The sequence below is a fragment of the Trichococcus sp. TS_SC_9 genome (assembly GCF_056156325.1).
Window position 1 is genome coordinate 1,787,826 of sequence record NZ_CM149591.1, and the last position, 20,104, is coordinate 1,807,929.

The 20,104-nt window shown below is 47.0% G+C and carries 19 protein-coding genes and 1 tRNA gene; 19 read left to right on the top strand and 1 reads right to left on the bottom strand.

What is annotated here, in order from left to right:
* The first annotated feature begins 66 nt into the window (after nucleotides 1–66).
* From AC0J5I_RS08680 to AC0J5I_RS08710, 7 genes are all read left to right on the top strand, one after another.
* Entirely contained in the window at nucleotides 67–657 is a 591-nt protein-coding gene (locus AC0J5I_RS08680) for an Ada metal-binding domain-containing protein (protein ID WP_475299446.1), read from the top strand.
* A 163-nt stretch (nucleotides 658–820) separates the two neighbouring features.
* Nucleotides 821–1,297, top strand: coding sequence for a CopY/TcrY family copper transport repressor (locus AC0J5I_RS08685; protein WP_475299447.1), 477 nt, complete (start codon nucleotides 821–823; stop codon nucleotides 1,295–1,297).
* Nucleotides 1,287–3,752, top strand: coding sequence for a heavy metal translocating P-type ATPase (locus AC0J5I_RS08690; protein WP_475299448.1), 2,466 nt, complete (start codon nucleotides 1,287–1,289; stop codon nucleotides 3,750–3,752). Before AC0J5I_RS08685 ends, AC0J5I_RS08690 begins: the two co-directional genes overlap by 11 nt.
* A 32-nt stretch (nucleotides 3,753–3,784) precedes the next feature.
* Nucleotides 3,785–3,997 carry a heavy-metal-associated domain-containing protein gene (locus tag AC0J5I_RS08695; RefSeq protein WP_327229069.1) on the top strand — a complete coding sequence of 71 codons (213 nt, stop codon included), beginning with the start codon at nucleotides 3,785–3,787 and terminating at the stop codon, nucleotides 3,995–3,997.
* A 144-nt stretch (nucleotides 3,998–4,141) separates the two neighbouring features.
* A tRNA-Gly gene (locus tag AC0J5I_RS08700) sits at nucleotides 4,142–4,212 on the top strand.
* 503 nt (nucleotides 4,213–4,715) lie between these two features.
* The gene (locus AC0J5I_RS08705; protein WP_475299449.1) at nucleotides 4,716–5,543 is read left to right on the top strand and encodes a cell wall hydrolase; all 828 of its coding nucleotides are present in this window, start codon (nucleotides 4,716–4,718) and stop codon (nucleotides 5,541–5,543) included.
* Nucleotides 5,544–5,712: 169 nt separating this feature from the next.
* Nucleotides 5,713–6,072 carry a hypothetical protein gene (locus AC0J5I_RS08710; RefSeq protein WP_475299450.1) on the top strand — a complete coding sequence of 120 codons (360 nt, stop codon included), beginning with the start codon at nucleotides 5,713–5,715 and terminating at the stop codon, nucleotides 6,070–6,072.
* Nucleotides 6,073–6,143: 71 nt separating this feature from the next.
* Here the strand turns inward: AC0J5I_RS08710 and AC0J5I_RS08715 are convergent, their stop codons facing one another.
* Nucleotides 6,144–6,737, bottom strand: a complete 594-nt coding sequence (locus AC0J5I_RS08715) for an HD domain-containing protein (RefSeq protein ID WP_475299451.1) — start codon at nucleotides 6,735–6,737, stop codon at nucleotides 6,144–6,146.
* Between the two features lie 175 nt (nucleotides 6,738–6,912).
* Between AC0J5I_RS08715 and AC0J5I_RS08720 the strand changes: the two genes are divergently transcribed.
* The 12 genes from AC0J5I_RS08720 (at nucleotide 6,913) to AC0J5I_RS08775 (ending at nucleotide 20,097) form a co-directional block, all read left to right on the top strand.
* Nucleotides 6,913–7,767: an aminotransferase class IV gene (locus AC0J5I_RS08720; RefSeq protein ID WP_475299452.1), complete on the top strand. Its 855-nt coding sequence runs from the start codon at nucleotides 6,913–6,915 to the stop codon at nucleotides 7,765–7,767.
* Nucleotides 7,768–8,155: 388 nt separating this feature from the next.
* Entirely contained in the window at nucleotides 8,156–9,148 is a 993-nt protein-coding gene (locus tag AC0J5I_RS08725; protein ID WP_475299453.1) for a biotin--[acetyl-CoA-carboxylase] ligase, read from the top strand.
* Nucleotide 9,149: 1 nt separating this feature from the next.
* The gene (locus AC0J5I_RS08730) at nucleotides 9,150–9,677 is read left to right on the top strand and encodes a biotin transporter BioY (protein WP_159072132.1); all 528 of its coding nucleotides are present in this window, start codon (nucleotides 9,150–9,152) and stop codon (nucleotides 9,675–9,677) included.
* A 304-nt stretch (nucleotides 9,678–9,981) separates the two neighbouring features.
* On the top strand, nucleotides 9,982–10,539 hold the full coding sequence (locus tag AC0J5I_RS08735; RefSeq protein WP_176974151.1) for an NADPH-dependent FMN reductase: 558 nt from the start codon (nucleotides 9,982–9,984) through the stop codon (nucleotides 10,537–10,539).
* 205 nt (nucleotides 10,540–10,744) lie between these two features.
* Nucleotides 10,745–11,431, top strand: a complete 687-nt coding sequence (locus AC0J5I_RS08740) for a DUF554 domain-containing protein (RefSeq protein WP_475299454.1) — start codon at nucleotides 10,745–10,747, stop codon at nucleotides 11,429–11,431.
* A 102-nt stretch (nucleotides 11,432–11,533) separates the two neighbouring features.
* On the top strand, nucleotides 11,534–12,109 hold the full coding sequence (locus AC0J5I_RS08745; protein WP_107995033.1) for an SOS response-associated peptidase: 576 nt from the start codon (nucleotides 11,534–11,536) through the stop codon (nucleotides 12,107–12,109).
* Between the two features lie 271 nt (nucleotides 12,110–12,380).
* Nucleotides 12,381–13,379 (top strand): ABC transporter substrate binding protein, encoded by a 999-nt coding sequence (locus tag AC0J5I_RS08750; protein ID WP_475305638.1) that lies wholly within the window; start codon nucleotides 12,381–12,383, stop codon nucleotides 13,377–13,379.
* Nucleotides 13,380–14,035: 656 nt separating this feature from the next.
* Nucleotides 14,036–15,592: a 2-isopropylmalate synthase gene (locus AC0J5I_RS08755; RefSeq protein ID WP_475299455.1), complete on the top strand. Its 1,557-nt coding sequence runs from the start codon at nucleotides 14,036–14,038 to the stop codon at nucleotides 15,590–15,592.
* Between the two features lie 18 nt (nucleotides 15,593–15,610).
* Nucleotides 15,611–16,657: a 3-isopropylmalate dehydrogenase gene (gene leuB, locus AC0J5I_RS08760; protein ID WP_475299456.1), complete on the top strand. Its 1,047-nt coding sequence runs from the start codon at nucleotides 15,611–15,613 to the stop codon at nucleotides 16,655–16,657.
* A gap of 15 nt (nucleotides 16,658–16,672) precedes the next feature.
* A complete protein-coding gene (gene leuC / locus AC0J5I_RS08765; protein ID WP_106450902.1) occupies nucleotides 16,673–18,061 on the top strand; it encodes a 3-isopropylmalate dehydratase large subunit in 1,389 nt (462 codons plus the stop codon).
* A complete protein-coding gene (leuD, locus tag AC0J5I_RS08770) occupies nucleotides 18,048–18,635 on the top strand; it encodes a 3-isopropylmalate dehydratase small subunit (RefSeq protein WP_475299457.1) in 588 nt (195 codons plus the stop codon). The genes leuC and leuD overlap by 14 nt, the downstream gene beginning before the upstream one ends.
* A 250-nt stretch (nucleotides 18,636–18,885) precedes the next feature.
* Nucleotides 18,886–20,097, top strand: a complete 1,212-nt coding sequence (locus AC0J5I_RS08775) for a saccharopine dehydrogenase family protein (RefSeq protein ID WP_108033690.1) — start codon at nucleotides 18,886–18,888, stop codon at nucleotides 20,095–20,097.
* Nucleotides 20,098–20,104: the final 7 nt, after the last annotated feature.

A 20,104-nucleotide genomic window follows, 5' to 3' on the forward strand; every position in this document is an offset into this window, starting at 1 on the left:
TCTTGGTTTATATACTATAATTAAGAAATGGATTTAAACGACAGTTGAAGAGGATGGAACCAGACGATGGCGGCGGATAGGGCAGAACAAGCAGTGAATGTGGAGCAATGGCAAGCAATCAACGAACGGGATCCGCGTTTTGATGGAGAATTCTTTTACGCGGACAGGAATACGCAATTGTACTGCAAGCCGTCCTGTCCTTCCCGGCTTCCGAAATTCAACCATGTCTGTATCTTTTCCTCGGCTGAGGCTGCAGAGGCGCATGGCTATAGACCTTGCCGCAGATGCAAACCGAACGGCCTGGCCGTTACGGATCTGGAATGGGCTGGTCAGGCCGAACGCTTTATCCACAGCCATTATCCAAATCCCTTGAGCGTGAATCGTATTGCCGAAGCCTGTCATGGACCCTCGTCGGAACTGCAGCAGATCTTCATCCGAATCTATGGCGTTTCGTTGATGGATTATTTGGATCGTGTCCGGATGGATCAAGCGCGCTATTTGCTGATTCATTCGGGACGCTTCATCAAGCAGATAGCGGAACTGGTCGGGATGTCCTCAGCGGCGGAATTTTCCCGCAAATTCAAGGAAAAGGAAGGCATGGCGCCGACCTTATACCGCCGGCGCGTGCGCAAGCGCGAAAGAGAGCAACGGTCCTGACGACCTACTGTAGTACAAACAAATAAATTGAGAGCAAAACAGCATGCCAACCGATTGGCGGTAATTGCTGTTTTTTATTTTGGGTTAAAATCATTTGACATAAAACGTCTACAGATGTAAACTTACTTCAGAAGCAAGAACCAACAACGAAAGGATGAAAAAAATGACCGATTCGACACAGAAGAAGATAACCGACGCTGAATGGGAAGTGATGCGGGTTGTCTGGACAAACGGGAAAGCGACCAGCCGAGAGATCATTTCGGTTTTGCAGGAAAAAATGGATTGGAAACAAGCCACCGTCAAAACGTTGATCGGAAGACTCGTCGACAAAGGTTTGTTGGCGACGGAACCAATCGGCAATAAATTCATCTACAGCGCAAACGTATCCGAACAGGAAAGCGTCGGCGGCGCTACCGAAGACCTTTTAGCGCACGTCTGCACGAAAAAAGTCGGCAGCACGATAGCCGAACTGATCGAAAGAGCGACACTGAGCCACGCTGATGTTGCCCTTTTGGAAAAAGTGATCGACGCCAAAAAACGGATGGCAGTCGACGAAGTGAAGTGCATGTGCACGCCAGGACAATGCAACTGCAAACAAACCGGTTGCGTACACAAGGAGGAATCGCCCAATGGAAAATAAAAGTTATGATATAGAAGGCATGAGTTGTGCATCGTGCTCACAGGCCGTGGAAAAAGCGGCCGCCAAAGTTGCAGGCGTCAAGGAAGCCACAGTCAATTTGGCTACCGAGAAACTGACTGTTGCCGTCGATGAAAGCCATTTTTCAGAAGAAATTCTGAAGAATGCCGTCGATGCAGCGGGCTACGTTATGGTGGCAAACAAGAAAGAAAAGACATTTCTGATAGATGGCATGAGTTGTGCTTCATGCTCCCAAACCGTGGAAAAAGTCACTAGAGCCGTCAATGGCGTCTCTGATGCATCCGTGAACTTGGCTACCGAAAAGATGGTCGTCTCTTACGATCCGACCGTTCTTCATGCGGGGGATATCGAAAAAGTCGTGGCCGAAGCCGGCTATAAGGCTATCGAAGAGAGTGCTACTATAGAAGAAAGCGACCAAAACCAAGCGAAGAAAGAAAAGCACATCAGAAATATGTGGAGACGTTTTTGGCTCTCGGCAGTATTCACGCTTCCGCTTCTGTATCTCGCGATGGGCCACATGCTGGGCTTGCCGTTGCCGATGAGTCTCCATCCGAATATGTATCCTGTCACGTTCGCGCTCACGCAGCTTGTGCTGACGATTCCAGTGATGGTGCTGGGAACGAAATTTTTTACGGTAGGATTCAAGTCCTTGTTCAAAGGCCACCCGAATATGGACTCGCTAGTGGCATTGGGGACCAGTACTGCCTTTCTGTATAGTCTATATGGCACATTTGCGGCAATCGGTGGGAACAACGAACTTGTCATGAACTTGTATTACGAATCAGCGGCTGTCATTTTGACGCTGATCACGCTCGGGAAGTACTTCGAGGCCGTTTCAAAAGGCAAGACATCGGAGGCCATCAAAAAATTGATGGGCTTGGCTCCTAAGACAGCCCGCGTCATCCGTGATGGCAATGAGCAGGAGATCAAACTGGATGCTGTCATGGTAGGGGACATTTTGGTTGTCCGCCCAGGCGAGAAAATGGCTGTCGATGGGAAAGTGACGGAAGGCCTGACATCCGTCGATGAATCGATGCTGACAGGTGAGAGCATGCCGGTGGAGAAAAAAGCGGGTGATGTGATCATTGGCGGCAGCATCAATAAAAACGGAACGATCCAATACCGTGCCGAAAAAGTCGGGAAAGATACGGCCCTTGCGCAGATCATTAAGTTGGTGGAAGATGCCCAAGGTTCAAAAGCGCCGATCGCAAAACTGGCTGATACGATTTCGGGCTATTTTGTTCCGATCGTCATCGTGCTCGCTGTTCTGGCCGGGCTGGCTTGGTACTTCCTGGGACAAGAATCCTGGATTTTTGCACTGACCATAACGATTTCGGTATTAGTAATCGCTTGTCCTTGCGCTTTGGGCTTGGCGACACCGACCGCCATCATGGTGGGTACCGGCAAGGGTGCCGAAAACGGTGTGCTGATCAAAAGCGGGACGGCTCTGGAAGTGACCCATAAAATCCAGACAATCGTTTTCGATAAGACGGGGACGATCACCGAAGGAAAACCGAAAGTGACGGATGTTCTGGTCCGTGAAGGGCTGAATCCAGATGAATTGTTGCTGCTGGCTGCATCGGCCGAAAAAGGGTCGGAGCATCCGCTTGGAGAAGCAATCGTTCGCGATGCCGAGGAGAAAGAGCTGTCTTTGTTGAAACCATCCGCCTTCAATGCGCTGCCGGGCTTCGGTATTGCTGTCACAATCGACGGGAAAGAGCTTCTGTTGGGAAATGAAAAATTGATGCTGAACCATGCAATCGGACTCGGTTCATTTGCCGAAACCTCCCACACGTTGGCTGAACAAGGCAAGACACCAATGTACATCTCAATGGATGGGGAATTGGCCGGCATCATCGCCGTTGCCGATACTGTGAAAGCAAGCAGTGCGGCCGCAATCAAGAAACTGCGTGGTATGGGCATTGAAATCGCGATGATTACAGGCGACAATAAGCGTACGGCGCAAGCCATCGCCAAACAAGTCGGCATTGACCGTGTCTTGAGCGAAGTATTGCCTGAAGACAAAGCGGAAGAAGTCAAGAAGCTGCAACAGGGCGGCCGCAAGGTCGCCATGGTCGGAGACGGCGTCAATGATGCACCGGCCTTGGCCCAAGCCGACATAGGCATCGCCATCGGATCGGGGACGGACGTCGCCATCGAATCGGCGGACATCGTGCTGATGAAGAGCGACCTGATGGCAGTAGCCACAGCTGTTGAACTCAGCAAAGCGACCATCAAAAACATCAAGGAGAATCTGTTCTGGGCATTCGCCTATAATGTCCTGGGCATTCCTGTCGCGATGGGAATCCTGCACGTCTTCGGAGGTCCCTTGCTGAATCCGATGATCGCCGGAGCAGCGATGAGTTTCAGCTCGGTGTCGGTTGTATTGAATGCATTACGTCTGAAAGGATTCAAACCCTCCGTCTCAAAACGGTAAGGGAATATCATATATAGAGAAAAGAGGAAACGATGATGGAAAAAGAATTGATGCTTGAAGGAATGAAATGCGATGGCTGCGTAGCGACAGTCAAAGAAAAATTCTCTGCGATTGCAGGTGTGGAAGAGGTAACAGTTGATCTGGAAGGAAAGAAAGCAACAGTCAAGACGAACCAAGACATTTCCGAAGTGACTTTCAATGAAGCATTATCCGGTACGAAATTCAAAGTAACCGGCAGCAAATAAGTAAAAATAATGCACAGGCTCCCTCAATGATTGCTGAGGGAGTTTTTTTTCGCACAAATTTGTACATTTTTTCTATTTGGCTATTGTAGCGATCACAATTTAGGAGTAGAATGAAACATGCAGTCCGGTCGAACAGACCAGCATGCGGGCGTAGTTTAGTGGTAAAATGCGACCTTCCCAAGGTCATGTCGCGGGTCCGATTCCCGTCGCCCGCTTACGGAATTGAATGCATCTTAACCTTACCGATAAATTCGGTAAGGTTTTTTTATTTATGTTTACAATAAGCAAATGTTTTGTAATAATTTTTGGGCATTAAAAGCGGATTAGGTCCGATCCGCTTGAGAAATGACACGCATTGAAACATATGTTACAGCTGTAACAACTGATAAATCAGTGGTTTGGAAATTTTTTGACAGGAAGTTTGTGAAAAAAGACAGCTATTGTGCCAATTGTTACAAATTGATTTTCTATATTACGACAGCGTAATATTTGACTTATGTTTGTAAAGTAAACAGTTATTTGAGACAGTCACGTTAAGATGGAATAACAAAGAATGTATTTTTAACTTTGGCGGTTTGATTCATGATAGGATTGTCTCTGTTGAAAGAACTCCGATCGAGACCTGGATAAATACTTCATTTATCAAATAAAAAAGGTCATGAAGAGTATAAATTGCAATACGAAAACATTGCGAAGAGAAGAAAGGGACAAAACACACATGAAAAACTTCAAATCTAGATTATTCGTAACGAGCGCAACTTTAGCAGCCATCGGTTTTATGGCAACAGCGAACCCTACACAAGCAAACGCAACAGAATATACTTCATCCACTTGGACAGCACGTACAGCAGACCAAATCAAAGCAGATATCCAAAACTTGGAGAGCGGCAGCAAATACACTTTCCAATGGGGTGATACTTTATCAGCAATCGCATTGGCGACTGACGTATCAGTGAATGCCTTAGTTGATGTCAATAGCATCGGAAATGCAGACATGATCATTGCCGGCAACGCAATCGTATTGTCAGCGGACCATAACATCGTGACTGTTGAACAAGACTCAGAAGTGAAGAGCTACGATGTCAGCTCTGAAGAAGCGGTGGAAGTTGAAACACCCGTTGAAGCAGTTGAAGAAGTTCAAGCAGCTACACCAGTTGCACCAGTTGCAGAACCAATTGCAGCACCCGCTGTAGAAACATATGTTGAGCCAGCCCCAGTAGCACAAACGGCAGCAACGACTTACCAAGCAAGCTACTTCTTGTATCAAGTAGTCCAAGCAGAAGCAGGTCCAAGCTACCAAGAAAAATTGAACGTTGCATCTGTTATCATGAACCGTGTTGAATCTGGAATCTGGGGCGGAACGACTATTGATGCTGTATTGTATGCATCAGGTCAATTCTCAGTAGTTTCAAACGGAGCTGCATCAGCAGAAGTACCGACTGCTGACACAATCCAAGCAGTAAATGAAGTATTGAACGGTTACCGTTCAACTTCAGCACAAAGCTTCCGTGCTTCAGGCGATGGCGTAACAAACGTATTCTTCTAAAAATATAAAACAATTCTGATAGTACAAAATATAAAGCTGGACCCACTGCGGGTTCAGCTTTTTTGATGTGACACCCTTATCCTTACAACAGTAACCATGCGCTCCTTGTGAGGAGTCGTCTACTGATATAGAATAAGGAGGAACTATTCAGCGAAAGTAGGAGAAAGTTATGAAAATAAAGCAGTACAGTGAGTTATTATTCTACATTCCGTTGACGTTGCTGATGATAGCTGACTTTTTTCCGGACTGCTATCTGTCCAACGGCATTGTGATGAAAGTGAACATCGGGGTGTTGGTCGCATTGTTCGTTCTGTCCATCGTTCTGAAACGATCCCGGAATGTCGATGATGCCCAAAAAATCAATGGGCAAATTTTTGCACTGGTCTATTTATTGTCTTTGATGGCATTATTGACGCTGCTTGGCGGGACCTCACAATCAGGATTCGGCTTCGACAATGTTGTTGTCTGGTTTGTGGTGCTCATCTCGATTGCCGAAATCATCTCAAAAAAGAAAAAATTGAATCACTGAATAAAGAAAGAAGCCGAAGAGGAATTCCGATAAAAGCGGAAGTTCTCTTGGGCTTCTTTTTAAATTTACACTTAAATGTTGATGTTCAAGTTTACCGGACTAAATTTGGAAACCAGATTGCGGATACGGGATCCAGCGATTCCTTTGATCGGTTCGACGATTTCTCTGATTGCGACATATTTGTCTACGTATGTTACGACAAAACTTTCTTTGTAACGCGGCAGGCCGCAACGGCTCACCAGGAACATATGCTTGAGGATGATATCACGCTCCAGGGAGCTGATTTCAGTGATGCGGCAAGCATTTTCGCAAGCGATTTTCGGATGGGCATCTGCATGGGCACCGATATTCAGCTGCGCGACAGCATCACGATCTTCATGGAAGAAGTCGTGCAACAAACCGGCACGTGCAGTGGAACGGGTATCCAGATTCCATTTTTTTGCAAGCTGGTAACTCTTGTAGGATACGCGGATCGAATGTTCCAAACGATTGGTGAAGTGGTGGTGGGTAATGGTCTCCATGTGCAATAATTCTTCGTGATAGATGAGATCTTCGACCAAAGCAACATATTCAACATCATTTTTCCAATGGGATTGTGTCATCTGCATGCTTATTCTATCATCCTTTATGTAAGTAGTTGTGTTTGTATTTTTCATGATGCCCATACTATACACCCCCAGCAGAAAAAATGGAAGGGACTCATTGTGTTTTTCTTCACTTTTACTAATTTTTAAGTTGTTTGTCATTTGGCTGTCACATCCGCTATTTTGCGAATTGGCGTGTACTTTTAGGAATTCCAGAGTAGAATAGAGAATATAAGAACGGGAAGGGGCGTCGAATATGGAAAAAGTGGAAGGACCTTATCACTTATTGAACGATGAACTAGTAAAAAATACTGACGGCGAAAGCTATCCGGAATTTGAAGGCCGGACGGTATACGAAGTCATCCGTGTCGAGGATGGGATTGCGATATTTTTGGAGGATCATCTGGATCGTTTTTTCCGGTCCGCTGCTTATCTGGATTTACGGCTACCAGCTACGGCGGAATCCATTGAAAACCGTGTCTATCGCCTGATAGCTGCCAATCAGGTGGGGAATCAGAACCTTAAGTTCATTCTTGGGAAAACATCAAAAAGCGAAAGCATTTTGTGGATCTTTTTCACCCAGAGCATCTACCCGCCAAAAAGCTATTATGAAGAGGGTATCGCAACGAGCTTGTTCCGTATCGAACGATTGGATCCGAACATCAAGCTTGTCCGTTCGGATTACCAGAAAGCCGTGCTGCAGGAACGGGCAGATAAAGACGTTTATGAGCTGCTGCTTGTGGATGGAAATAAGGAAATCACGGAGGGCAGCCGCACGAATGTCTTTTTTGTGAAAGGGAAAGAATTATACACGCCCCCTGCAAAAGCTGTACTCTTGGGAATCGTCCGCAAAAAAGTATTCGAAATCTGTGAAAAAAGAGGGATTCCGATCAATGAGACAGCCATCCCCGTCGAGTGGGTCAATGATGCTGAAGGAGCCTTCGTTTCAGGAACCGGAAACAACTTACTGCCGATATCAAAAATCGGAACGGTTGCGATTCCGACGATGGACAATCTGATTGTACGTACAATCATGGCAGATTATGCCGAAATGGTCAGAGTGTATAAGGAAGAAAAGAAACATAAAAAAAACATCGTTACCCTTTGTTGATATTTGGTTGACAAGAAGCGCGCCAGCGGTTAAACTGAATACAGCATTGAGACCATCACTTCGGTTCAAGTGGTGGTTTTTTATATTCTAGAAAAGTATAAGATTATTTTGTAATCAAAAGTGCATCACCATAGGTGTTTTACAGGATAGCAAAATATTCTATGCATCTCAACATGGTGGCTAGCTTCACGGGTTAGCCCTTCGGAAATTAGATAAATCTGACCCATTGCGCTCTACGATGCTCATTTGCATGGGATTCTTAGGGATTCATCCCTTAGAATCCCAGTATAAGGTGACCGTAGGGAACGTTGCGAGGCCAGATTTCCTAAATTTCTTTCAGGGCTGAGCGAACCCGTTCAGCTTTTCTTAAAGAGAATGGAGGGAAAGAATGTCAACAAAGGAGAAAGTCCTCCAGTTTCTGGAGCAGCATAAAGGCGAAAGCATTTCCGGTCAAGATTTGGCTGATCAATTGGAAGTATCCAGAACATCTGTGTGGAAAGCAATCAATGGCCTGAAAAAAGAAGGCTATCAAATAGAAGCAACTACGAATAAGGGGTATCAGCTGTCCGTTGAAAGTGACTTGTTGTCGGAGGCAGCCATGGTACCATTGTTATCAGAAGCGCTGAAAGATCACCGGATCATCGCACATAAAACGATTGATTCGACCAACCTTGAGGCCAAACGGATCGTCAATGAAGAAGCGACCTTCGAAGGCGTGATCTTATCTGAAGAACAGACAAAAGGCAGAGGGCGCTTAGGTAGAGTTTTCTACTCGCCGAGCGAATCGGGCTTGTACATGAGTTTGGTGTTGAAGCCGGTCGCTGATCTGGATAACGCCACTTTGATCACGACTGCCGCCGCTGTGGCCGTCTGTCAAGCAATCGAAACATTGACCGGAAAAGAACCACAAATCAAATGGGTGAACGACATCTTCATGGATGGCAGAAAAGTCTGCGGCATCCTGACGGAAGGGATCATGGATATGGAATCGCGGACGATCGGAACAATCATTTTAGGGATCGGCCTGAACTTCCGGGCGCCTGAAACGGATTTTCCGGATGAAATCCAGTCGATCGCCGGCACCTTGTTCGATTCAAAAAATGCCGTGGTGACACGGAACCAAATGGCCGCCGAAATACTCAATCGTTTTTACGTCCTTTACCCGGATTTGGCATCCCGTTCCTACCTGGACGAGTACCGCAAGCGTTGCTTCGTCTTGGGTGAACAAGTTACTTTCCCGCAAGGAAGCGAAACGATCGAAGCCAAAGCGATCGCGATTGATGATGATGGCGGACTTATTGTAGCATTGCCGGATGGGGAAACGAAAACCCTGACCTATGGGGAAATCAGCATCAAAATCAAAAAGAGAGAAGGAAATTAACATGAAATTATCAACAAGAGATTTGACCCAAATCAGTATATTCGCAGCTTTGACATTCGTCAGCGGCTTCCTGAGCATCCCCGTCGGACCCGTTCCAATCACTTTGCAGACACTTTTGGTGCTGCTGACCGGATTCTTCCTGCGTCCGAAAGCTGCCTTTTTTGCGCAACTGCTGCCTTTGTTACTGAAATTATTGCTTGGAGGATTCCAAGCCTTTTTGACTCCTAGCTTCGGGTTTGTGTTTGGATTTATTGCAGCGGCTACTTTGATTTCCTATCTCGTGCATAATAAAGAAGGAAGCTTCTTGAATTATGGGATCGCAGCTGTTGCCGGCACGATCGTCATGTACGCAATCGGTTTGCCTTACATGGCGATGATCCTGAATGTTGTCATGGGCAATCAATTCGACTTGGCCGCAATTTTCCAGATGGGCATGTTGTTATTCATTCCGGGGGACATCGCTAAAGCCGTTTTGGCCATCATCCTGGCTGATCGTTTAAAAGGTCGTGTGCGCGTATTCCAACATTGATTTAGGTTTTTGTAAAAAAATAACTGATTCAAAAACATCCAAAACCGTTGTCTGACGGGGCTGGATGTTTTTTCTTAAAAAAATATCTCGGATTCGTGAATATATAACTTGAAATACATTTCGGGATGTGGCATAATGATATCAAGCTTACGAAATGTAAGAGAGATGAAGGTGAGTCCTTCATTGAAAAACAAGTGATGGAGGAAAAAAATTGGAAAACACATCTATGATATCTCGAATTAGTAATGCTTTATTTAGAAATAAAAATACAACAATAACAACAGACGAAAAGGGGAAAACAACTATGAAAATCGGAATTATCTCAGGAAGCGTACGTGAAGGAAGAAACTCAGCAGCAGTATCAGAATGGATCCATGAATTTGCCGAAAAACGCAATGACGGCGGCATCGAATACGAAATCGTTGCTTTAGCAAATTATGACTTGCCTTTATTGGGCGCTAAATTACCGGAAGACCGTCAAGCAGCAGCTGGCGCAGCGATCCAAGCTTGGTCAGAAAAAATGGCTTCATTTGACGGATATGTGTTTGTGACACCTGAATACAACCATGCAGTCGGTGGTGCTTTGAAGAATGCGTTGGATTTCCTGAAGCCTGAAGTTGCCGATAAAGCAGCCGGATTTGTAGGATACGGAAGCTTGGGCGGAGCCCGCGCTCACGAAAACATGCGCGTTATCCTTGGTGAATTGAGTGTAGCGACTGTGCACACAACAGTGAACTTCTCATTGATGACTGATTTTGAGAACATGAGCAATTTTGTGCCGAACGATTATCATGCAGGCAATGCGACAGCGATGTTCAACGAATTGATCAAATGGTCCGGAGCATTGAAAACTATCCGCTAATAGTACAGAAAAATATGAATGATGAGAGGAGATCGCCATTGTTACATGGTGGTCTTTTCGCATTCTCGGACAAATGCTTCCTTCACCTTTCGTCCATTGATTTTCTGAAAGCAAGCGTCTATACTGAAACGTACTGAGCTTGCAGAAAAGCAAGTATTCGAATCACGTAATCAGGATACACGTTACAACAGTTGGAGGAGATAAAGTGGTTTTGTTGGGAAGTTTGGTCAACAGCGCTGCCATCGTTTTGGGAGGCAGCATCGGTCTGGTTTTGAAGAAAGGTTTGTCGGATAGGTTAGCCAACGCGGTGATGAACGCTTTGGCACTGTGCGTGTTATATATAGGTGTCAGTGGCATGTTGAAAGGTGAAAATGTTTTGATTACCATTCTGTCGATGGTTGCGGGTACTTTGGTAGGCGACGGACTCCAGTTGGATAAAAAAATCAATCAGCTCGGGGACGCAATCGAGAAGATGGTTGCTTCACCTGACGAAGGGGTTTCAGTTTCAAAAGGTTTTGTGACGGCAAGTCTGTTGTTCTGTGTGGGCGCGATGGCAATCGTAGGTGCACTGCAGAGCGGTCTGACCGGAAATCATGATACGCTTTTCGCGAAGTCCCTGATCGACGGCATCGCAGCCATCGTGATGGCATCCAGCTTGGGCATAGGTGTGTTGCTTTCAGCCGGGCTGATCCTAATTTATGAAGGCGGCATTTCGCTTTTTGCCAACGTCCTTGCGCCGCTTTTGACGGATTCTGTGATCAACGAAATGACCTGCGTGGGCTCGCTCCTGATTGTCGGCCTGGCTTTGAACATGTTGAAGCTGACAGATCTGAAAATCATGAACTATGCGCCGGCAGTCTTTTTCCCGATCCTTTTCGGATTATTTATGTGAATGCACAAAAAAGACGTTCCCCGGCGGGCGTCTTTTTTGTATAACGACTCTGACTCCCTTATAATCGGTATCAAGGAAAACCATCGGAAAGGGGACAGGACTATGTGCGGACGTTATGCACTTGAAGCGACAAAGAGGGAGCTATGGGAAAGGTACCTGTTGGGGGAAATGGCAGAGGATGTCGAAGAGCGTGCGGAAATATTTCCGACCAACAGCACACCGCTGATAGTGCCGGGCAACGAGTTGGTCCATCACCGTTGGGGCTTTGTGGAGCCTTTCGCGAAGCGCCCTTTGATAAATGCCAGAGCGGAAACAATCCTTGAAAAACCTACGTTCAGCCAGCCATTCCGGACAGCGCGTTGTCTGGTGCCGGCGACTGCATTCTTTGAATGGGAGAAAGTCGGCGAAGAAAAGCTGAAACGGAAAATTGCCGTATCGGATATCCCAGTTTTTTCGATGGCTGGCATATTGAAGACGTATCAGGATGAAAATGGAAAAACTTTCACGGCTTTTTCCATCATCACAACTGCCGCCAATGAACAGATGCGTGCCATCCATGATCGCATGCCGGTGATACTGGAACCTGAAGATGAAGCCTTTTATCTGGATCAGAAGGCTGACCCAAAGCTGGTTTTGAAGTTGCTGAAACCTACAGAACATCGCCTGCTGATCGAATGAGTAATCGTTAATTCTTCAAAATGAGAATACGCTAATGTGAATTTAATTTAATCGTTGACATCCTTATTTAATTCTTATAAACTGAAAGCAAATAACTAATGTGCTAGAAGGATTTATGCAAACGCAAACAAAAGTGCCGCAGTCCAATCATCAGTAAAAGCCCATTTGGATAATTCTATCTGAATGGGCTTTTTCGTACTAGGGACTAGCGATTGATTGCTTAAGCAGTTCTCGCACAAATTAAAAAATAGGGGGAAATGAAATGATTGGAATGGATTGGAAAAAGAAAGTAGCGACAACATTGGCACTGACTTCTGCCTTATTGCTTGGTGCATGCGCCGGCGGTACAGAAGAAGCGACGGATTCTTCCACAGCAAGTTCAACTGCTTCAGCGGATGCTGTGCATATCGGAATCCTGCAGATCCTTGAGCACGAATCCTTATCGGCAGCACGCACAGGTTTCTTGGAAGTTTTGGAGGAAGCTGGTTACGTTGAGGGCGACAATCTGATAGTGGATTACCAAAATGCTCAGGGTGATCAAGCCAACCTGCAGAGTATGGCTGAGCGTTTAGCCGGCAATAACGACCTGATTTTAGCTATCTCGACACCAGCCTCACAAGCAATAGCGAATGCTGAAAAAGAAAATGCAGTCTTGTTTACTGCCGTAACCGACCCAATCGATGCGGGACTTGTGGCAAGTGCAGAAGAGCCGGGTGCAAACATCACCGGAACAAGCGATCAGAGCCCGATGGATCAGCAGATACAACTGTTATTGTCGATCGTACCTAGCGCGGAAACAGTCGGTATCATCTTTAACTCCAGCGAAATGAACTCCATTGTGCAGAGCGACCAAGCGAAAGCATTGTTGGAAGCTGCCGGCGTGAATGTCGAAATCATGACCGTAACTTCCACAAATGATGTCCAACAAGTGATGGAATCATTGGTACAAAAAGTCGATGCGATTTATATCCCAACGGACAATACATTATCCAGCACGATGGCAACAGTTGGCCAAATCGCTATGGAAGCTAAAATCCCGGTCATCCCTGGTGCGACTGAAATGGTTGAAGCTGGCGGATTGGCTACTTACGGCATCGACTTCAAGGAATTAGGACGCCAAACAGGCGAAATGGCTTTACAGATTCTTGAAGAAGGCAAGCTTCCTTCCGAATTACCGGTCCAATTCCCTGAGACGCTGCAATTGGTCATAAATGAAGAGATGGCTGAAGCATTGGGCATCGATCCAGACAGCATCAAATTGCCGGAATAAATTATCCATTAAAAAACGAGGCTTTTCCACTGTGTGGGAGCTTCGTTTTTTTGTACTTTCCCGGATTATATCGCTCTGCTCCGGCGAGGCTTCCCTCGCCGGAGTTCGACTAATTTTAGGGTTGCCTCCTCCGGTGAGTGCGGCTTCGTTGGAGGAGAGGCCGCAAGTTACCGGCGAGCTCCGGTGAAAGGAGCCTAACCGGAGCTAAGGGACCGCACGCAGCCTATCGCAGTCCACTGCAGGCCGCTAAGCTCCCCCGATTCCGCACACCGTCACATGATTTTGTAAGGAAACAGCAAAAGGGGTTGACAAAAGAAGCCGCTTTGCATAAAATGAGAATACGATAATAAAACTTAACAAAAAATTAGAAGGCTACAAAAAAAGAGGAGGGGATCGTCATGGAAGATGCAAACGTATCAGATAACGTAATCATGGGGACAACCCCTTCTTTTAACAGCTTATTATTATAGCAGGGCTTGGACACTGAAATATCAGTCGTTTGAGCCCTGCTTGGCATTGACAAATAATGGGGCTGAAGCGATTATTTATTGACCTTCGAAATGCATCCATTATTTGTGGATGCATTTTTTTTCGAAATTTACTCTTATTTATTTTTAATCAAACAAAAAAACGAAAAAGAACCGGAGGAAAAGACCATGACGGAAAAACAGTACATTCAATTCTTTGATACGACCCTGCGCGATGGGGAACAGACACCTGGTGTGAACTTCAATACAAAGGAAAAGGTGCAGATTGCTTTGCAGATGGAAAAATGGGGGATCGATGTTATTGAAGCAGGATTCCCGATCTCTTCAGAAGGCGACTTTGAAGCGGTAAAGGCGATTGCAGGTGCTGTCAAAAACATGACGGTAGCAGGTCTTGCCCGCTGTAACGAAAAAGACATCGATGCGGCCTACGATGCTTTGAGGGATGCAGTCAATCCTCAGATCCATATTTTTATCGCAACCAGCCCAATCCACATGGAATACAAACTGAAAATGAGCAAAGAAGAAGTACTGGCCTCAGTAGCCCATCATATCGCCTACGCCAAATCCAAATTTGAGAAAGTTCAATTCTCGCCGGAGGATGCGACCCGTAGTGATTGGGACTTCTTGGTTGAAGTCATTAATCTGGCCATCGACAAAGGCGCAACAGTCATCAATATCCCTGACACGGTTGGCTACACCAATCCGACTGAGTTCGGCAACCTGTTCAAATACCTGAAGCAAAACGTAACCCGCTTTGATGATGTGATCTTCTCTTCCCATTGCCACGACGATCTGGGTATGGCAACGGCTAATGCCCTGGCTGCAGTCGAAAACGGCGCGCTGCGGGTGGAAGGAACCATCAACGGCATCGGCGAACGTGCAGGGAATACGGCTCTGGAAGAAGTTGCGGTCGCTCTTCATATCCGCAAAAACTATTATGAAAAAGAAACCGGTATGGTCCTGAAGGAAACGAAGCGCACAAGCGACTTGGTCAGCCGCCTTTCCGGCATGCCGATTCCGCGCAACAAAGCGGTCATCGGTGGCAACGCCTATGCACACGAATCCGGTATCCATCAGGATGGTGTGCTGAAGAATCCGGAAACCTACGAAATCATCACGCCGCAATTGGTCGGTGTGGAGCACAATTCGCTACCGTTGGGCAAACTTTCCGGTCGCCACGCATTTGTGGATCGGATTGCGCAAATGGGCTATGAAATCAGCGACCCGGCAGAAATCAAAATATTGTTCGCCCGTTTCAAAGAACTGGCTGACAAGAAGAAGAACGTGACCGAAGAGGATATCCATGCATTGATGGTCGGCAAATCGATCGAGGACGAGTCGGTTTATGAGTTGAAACGCTTGCAAGTGCAGTTTGTCAAGGATGGCATCCAAGGAGCTATCGTCGGTATCCAGGACAAGCGCAATAAAGACGCGAAGATGCAGGATTCAGCAACAGGATCAGGAAGCATCGAAGCCATCTACAACACCATCAACCGCATCCTGGATCAAGAAATCATTTTGAAGGAATACAACATCGAAGCCATCACGGGCGGCAAAGATGCACAAGCAGAAGTGCACGTGGTCGTGGAGGATGAGGACGGCAAGAGCTATAACGGCACAGGCATCGACTTCGACGTCCTGACGGCATCAGCGAAAGCGTACATCCAAGCCAGCGGGAAAGCAAAAAATAAACAGACAATAGAAAAAGTATCAGCACATTTCTGATGAGGGGGAAAAAGTAAGATGAATTATACGATTGCAGCATTGCCCGGAGATGGCATTGGACCAGAAATAATGGAAAGCGGATTGATTTTGCTGGAAACACTCGGCAAAAAATTTCAACATGAATTCAACGTGACGGTTTACCCATTCGGAGGAGCCGGCATCGATGAGACCGGCGATCCGATTCCACCGCAAACAATCAAAGGCTGTTCCGAAGCTGATGCGATCCTATTGGCCGCAATCGGCGGACCGAAATGGGAAAATGCCGAGAAAACGCCGGAAGATGGCCTGTTGCAATTGCGTAAGACTTTGGGACTTTTCTCTAACATCCGCCCGATTTCAGTGAGCGACAGCATCGCCCACCTGTCCCCGTTGAAGACGGAACGCGTTAAAGGAACTGACTTTATCGTTGTCCGCGAATTGACAGGCGGCTTGTACTTCGGCCAGCCGAAGCATTGGAATGATGAGGAAGCGACAGATACTCTCTTCTATAAGAAGAGCGAAATCGATAGGATCGTCCGCCAAGCATTTGACATCGCAATGACGCGAAGCAAAAAACTGACTTCCGTCGATAAAGCGAACGTATTGGCCAGCAGCAAACTGTGGCGCAAAACCGTAAATGAAATCGCGACGGAATACCCGGAAGTTACCGTCGATCATTTGTATGTCGATGCAGCTTCGATGAAAATCATCCAAGATCCGACATCATTCGATGTCATTGTTACGGAAAATATGTTCGGCGACATCCTGAGCGACGAAGCATCCGTCATCACGGGTTCATTAGGCATGTTGCCTTCCGGAAGCCACGCGGTATCCGGTCCATCCTTATATGAACCGATCCATGGATCCGCACCGGACATCGCCGGAAAAAACACCGCGAACCCGATGTCGATGATCCTGTCCGTTGCCATGATGCTGCGCCAAAGCTTCCAGCTGCATGAAGAGGCGGATGCGCTTGAAAAAGCGGCCGCCGAAGTGATGGATGCCGGTTTCCTGACGGCTGATTTGGGCGGCACAACTACAACGACAGCATTTACTGAACAAGTGAAAGCCATTTTGGAAAAGTGAAGGGGAGTAGACAGTATGAGCAGAACGCTTTTTGATAAACTATGGGACAGACACGTTATTACAGGACCAGAAGGTGAACCACAATTGTTATATGTGGATCTGCACCTGATCCATGAAGTCACTTCACCACAAGGCTTCGATGGCTTGCGCGAAACCAACCGCCCCGTCCGACGTCCTGACAAAACGATCGCAACGGTCGACCACAATGTGCCGACGGAAGATATCTTCAACATCAAGGATCTGATTTCGAAGAAACAGATCGAAGCGCTGCAGAAGAATTGTGCAGAATTCAACATCCCATTGATGGACATCGGCACAGCCAACCAAGGGATCGTGCATATGGTCGGACCTGAATTGGGCGCAACCCAACCAGGTAAGATTGTCGTCTGCGGAGATTCGCATACGGCTACACATGGCGCTTTCGGAGCGATGGCATTCGGTATCGGCAGCTCGGAAGTGGAGCATGTTTTTGCAACGCAGTCGATCTGGCAGAAGAAACCAAAATCGATGGGCGTCAAAATCACCGGCAAATTGCCTGCAGGCGTCTATGCGAAAGATATCATTCTGCACCTGATCGCGACCTACGGGACAGCCTTCGGGAGCGGCTATGCGATTGAATTCTATGGGGATACTGTGGAAGCCTTGACGATGGAAGAACGGATGACGATCTGCAATATGTCCATCGAATTCGGTGCCAAAATTGGCATGATGGCGCCGGACCAGACTACCTACGATTACCTGCGCGGCCGCCGTTATGCACCGGAAAACATGGAGAAGGCCATCGCGGATTGGGAAACACTGAAGAGTGACCCCGATGCTGTCTATGACACTGACATCGCTATCGAAGTTTCCGACTTGGCGCCTTATGTAACCTGGGGAACAAACCCGGGCATGGGCGTGCAATTCGGTGAAAAATTCCCTGAAATCCAGGACAAGAATGACGAGCGCGCTTATAACTACATGGATCTGCAACCCGGCCAGACAGCTGAAGAAATTCCATTGGGCTTTGTCTTCATCGGCTCTTGTACGAATGCGCGTCTGTCCGATTTGATCGAAGCAGCGAAGTACGTCAAAGGCGGAAAAGTGCCTGATCACATCCAAGCTATGGTCGTTCCGGGCAGCCGGACAGTCCGTGATGCAGCCGCAGAATTGGGCTTGGACAAAATCTTCATCGACGCTGGGTTTGAATGGCGCGAACCAGGCTGCTCGGCTTGTTTGGGGATGAACCCGGATAAAGTGCCTGCAGGCGTACACTGTGCCTCGACTTCCAACCGTAACTTCGAAGGCCGTCAAGGGAAGGGTTCGCGGACGCACTTGGTCAGCCCGGCCATGGCAGGCGCTGCAGCAGTGAACGGTAAATTTGTGGACATCAGAAAGGAAGCAGTGACTTATGGAGCCAATTAAAGTACATAACGGTAAAACCGTTGCCTTGATGAACAACAACATCGACACCGACCAAATCATCCCAAAAGTATTTCTGAAACGGATCGAAAAAACGGGCTTCGGCGCTTTCGTTTTTGATGAATGGCGTTTCCTGAAAAACGGCGACCCGAATCCGGAGTTCCCTTTGAACGATGCCGACCGCCAAGAAGCAACGATCCTCGTAACAGGGGATAACTTCGGCTGCGGCTCTTCCCGTGAACATGCCGCTTGGGCATTGAAGGATTACCGTTTCCGCGTCATCATCGCCGGCAGTTACAGCGATATCTTCTACATGAATTCCTTGAAGAACGGTTTGTTGTTGATCGAATTGCCGCAGGACCAACGTGACGCTTTGGCTCAAGTGCCGGCGGATGAAACCATCCAGATTGACTTGCCGAACCAAGTGGTGAGAACCAGCACAGCGGAGTATTCGTTCACTATCGATCCGACTTGGAAGCACAAATTGGAAAACGGCATCGACGATATCACCGAAACGATGGCCTATAAAGATGAGATTGATGCGTATGAAGCAAAATGGGACAATATTTACGCATAATCGAAGAAGCGAGAAATTTCCTTCAATTGGAGGGAAATTCTCGCTTGTTTTTTTGAAGTGTTGTAAGATGGAGGTGCGTCCGGGCATGTCAAATATGACGATATGTTGTCGTTGTCGCTAAAAAAACATTATCCGATACTGCTTTATGTTATAATATCTTGTCTGTCGTTAAGCCCCGATTTGAGGATATCTGCAGAAAAAGGCCCGCAGGATGGATGAATGAATTTTCCCTACAGGAGGAATGAATAAGATGAGTAGAGCTTTAATTATTGGTGCCGGTGGCGTTTCCAACGTCGTATGCCATAAATGTGCCCAAAATTCAGAAGTGTTCGAAGAATTTATGATTGCCAGTCGTACAAAGTCAAAATGCGATGAAATCAAAGATCGGATCGAAAGCGGCATTTATGCGGGACGTTCCAAAATCACGACGGCCCAAGTGGATGCGAACAACGTTCCTGAATTAGTGGCGCTGATCAATGAATACAAACCGGATATCGTGATTAATGTGGCTTTGCCATACCAAGACTTGACCATCATGGATGCCTGTCTTGAAACAAAAACAGATTATGTCGACACAGCGAACTATGAACCGGAAGATACAGCTAAATTTGAATACAAATGGCAATGGGATTACCGCGAGCGTTTCGAAAAAGCCGGCATCACTGCTTTATTGGGATCAGGCTTTGATCCGGGCGTAACGAGCGTATTCTCTGCCTATGCACAAAAACACCACTTCGACGAAATCCATACGATCGATATCCTGGACTGCAACGGCGGCGACCATGGTTATCCATTCGCAACCAACTTCAATCCCGAAATCAACATCCGCGAAGTGACCGCGAACGGAAGCTATTGGGAAAACGGCGAGTGGATCGAAACGGAACCGATGGAAATCAAACGCGAATATAATTTCGACCAAGTCGGCCAGAAGGATATGTACTTGCTGCACCACGAAGAAATCGAATCTTTGGCTTTGAACATCAAAGGCATCAAACGCATCCGTTTCTTCATGACTTTCGGCGAAAGCTACCTGACACATTTGAAAGTGTTGGAGAACGTCGGTATGACGTCCATCGTGCCGATTGAATTCGAAGGCAAACAAATTGTGCCGCTGCAATTCCTGAAAGCTGTATTGCCTGATCCTGCTTCATTGGGACCGCGCACCAAAGGCAAAACGAACATCGGTAACATCTTCACCGGCATCAAAGACGGCAAGGAAAAGACATACTACATCTACAACGTCTGCGACCATGAAGCATGCTACAAGGAAGTCGGCTCGCAAGCCGTTTCCTACACAACCGGCGTCCCTGCGATGATCGGGGCAGCTATGGTCTTGACCGGGCAATGGAAGAAACCAGGTGTGTACAACATCGAAGAATTCAATCCGGATCCATTCATGGAAGCATTGAACGTCTATGGCTTGCCTTGGCAAGAGGACTTCAATCCTACCTTGGTCGATTAGGAGGTAC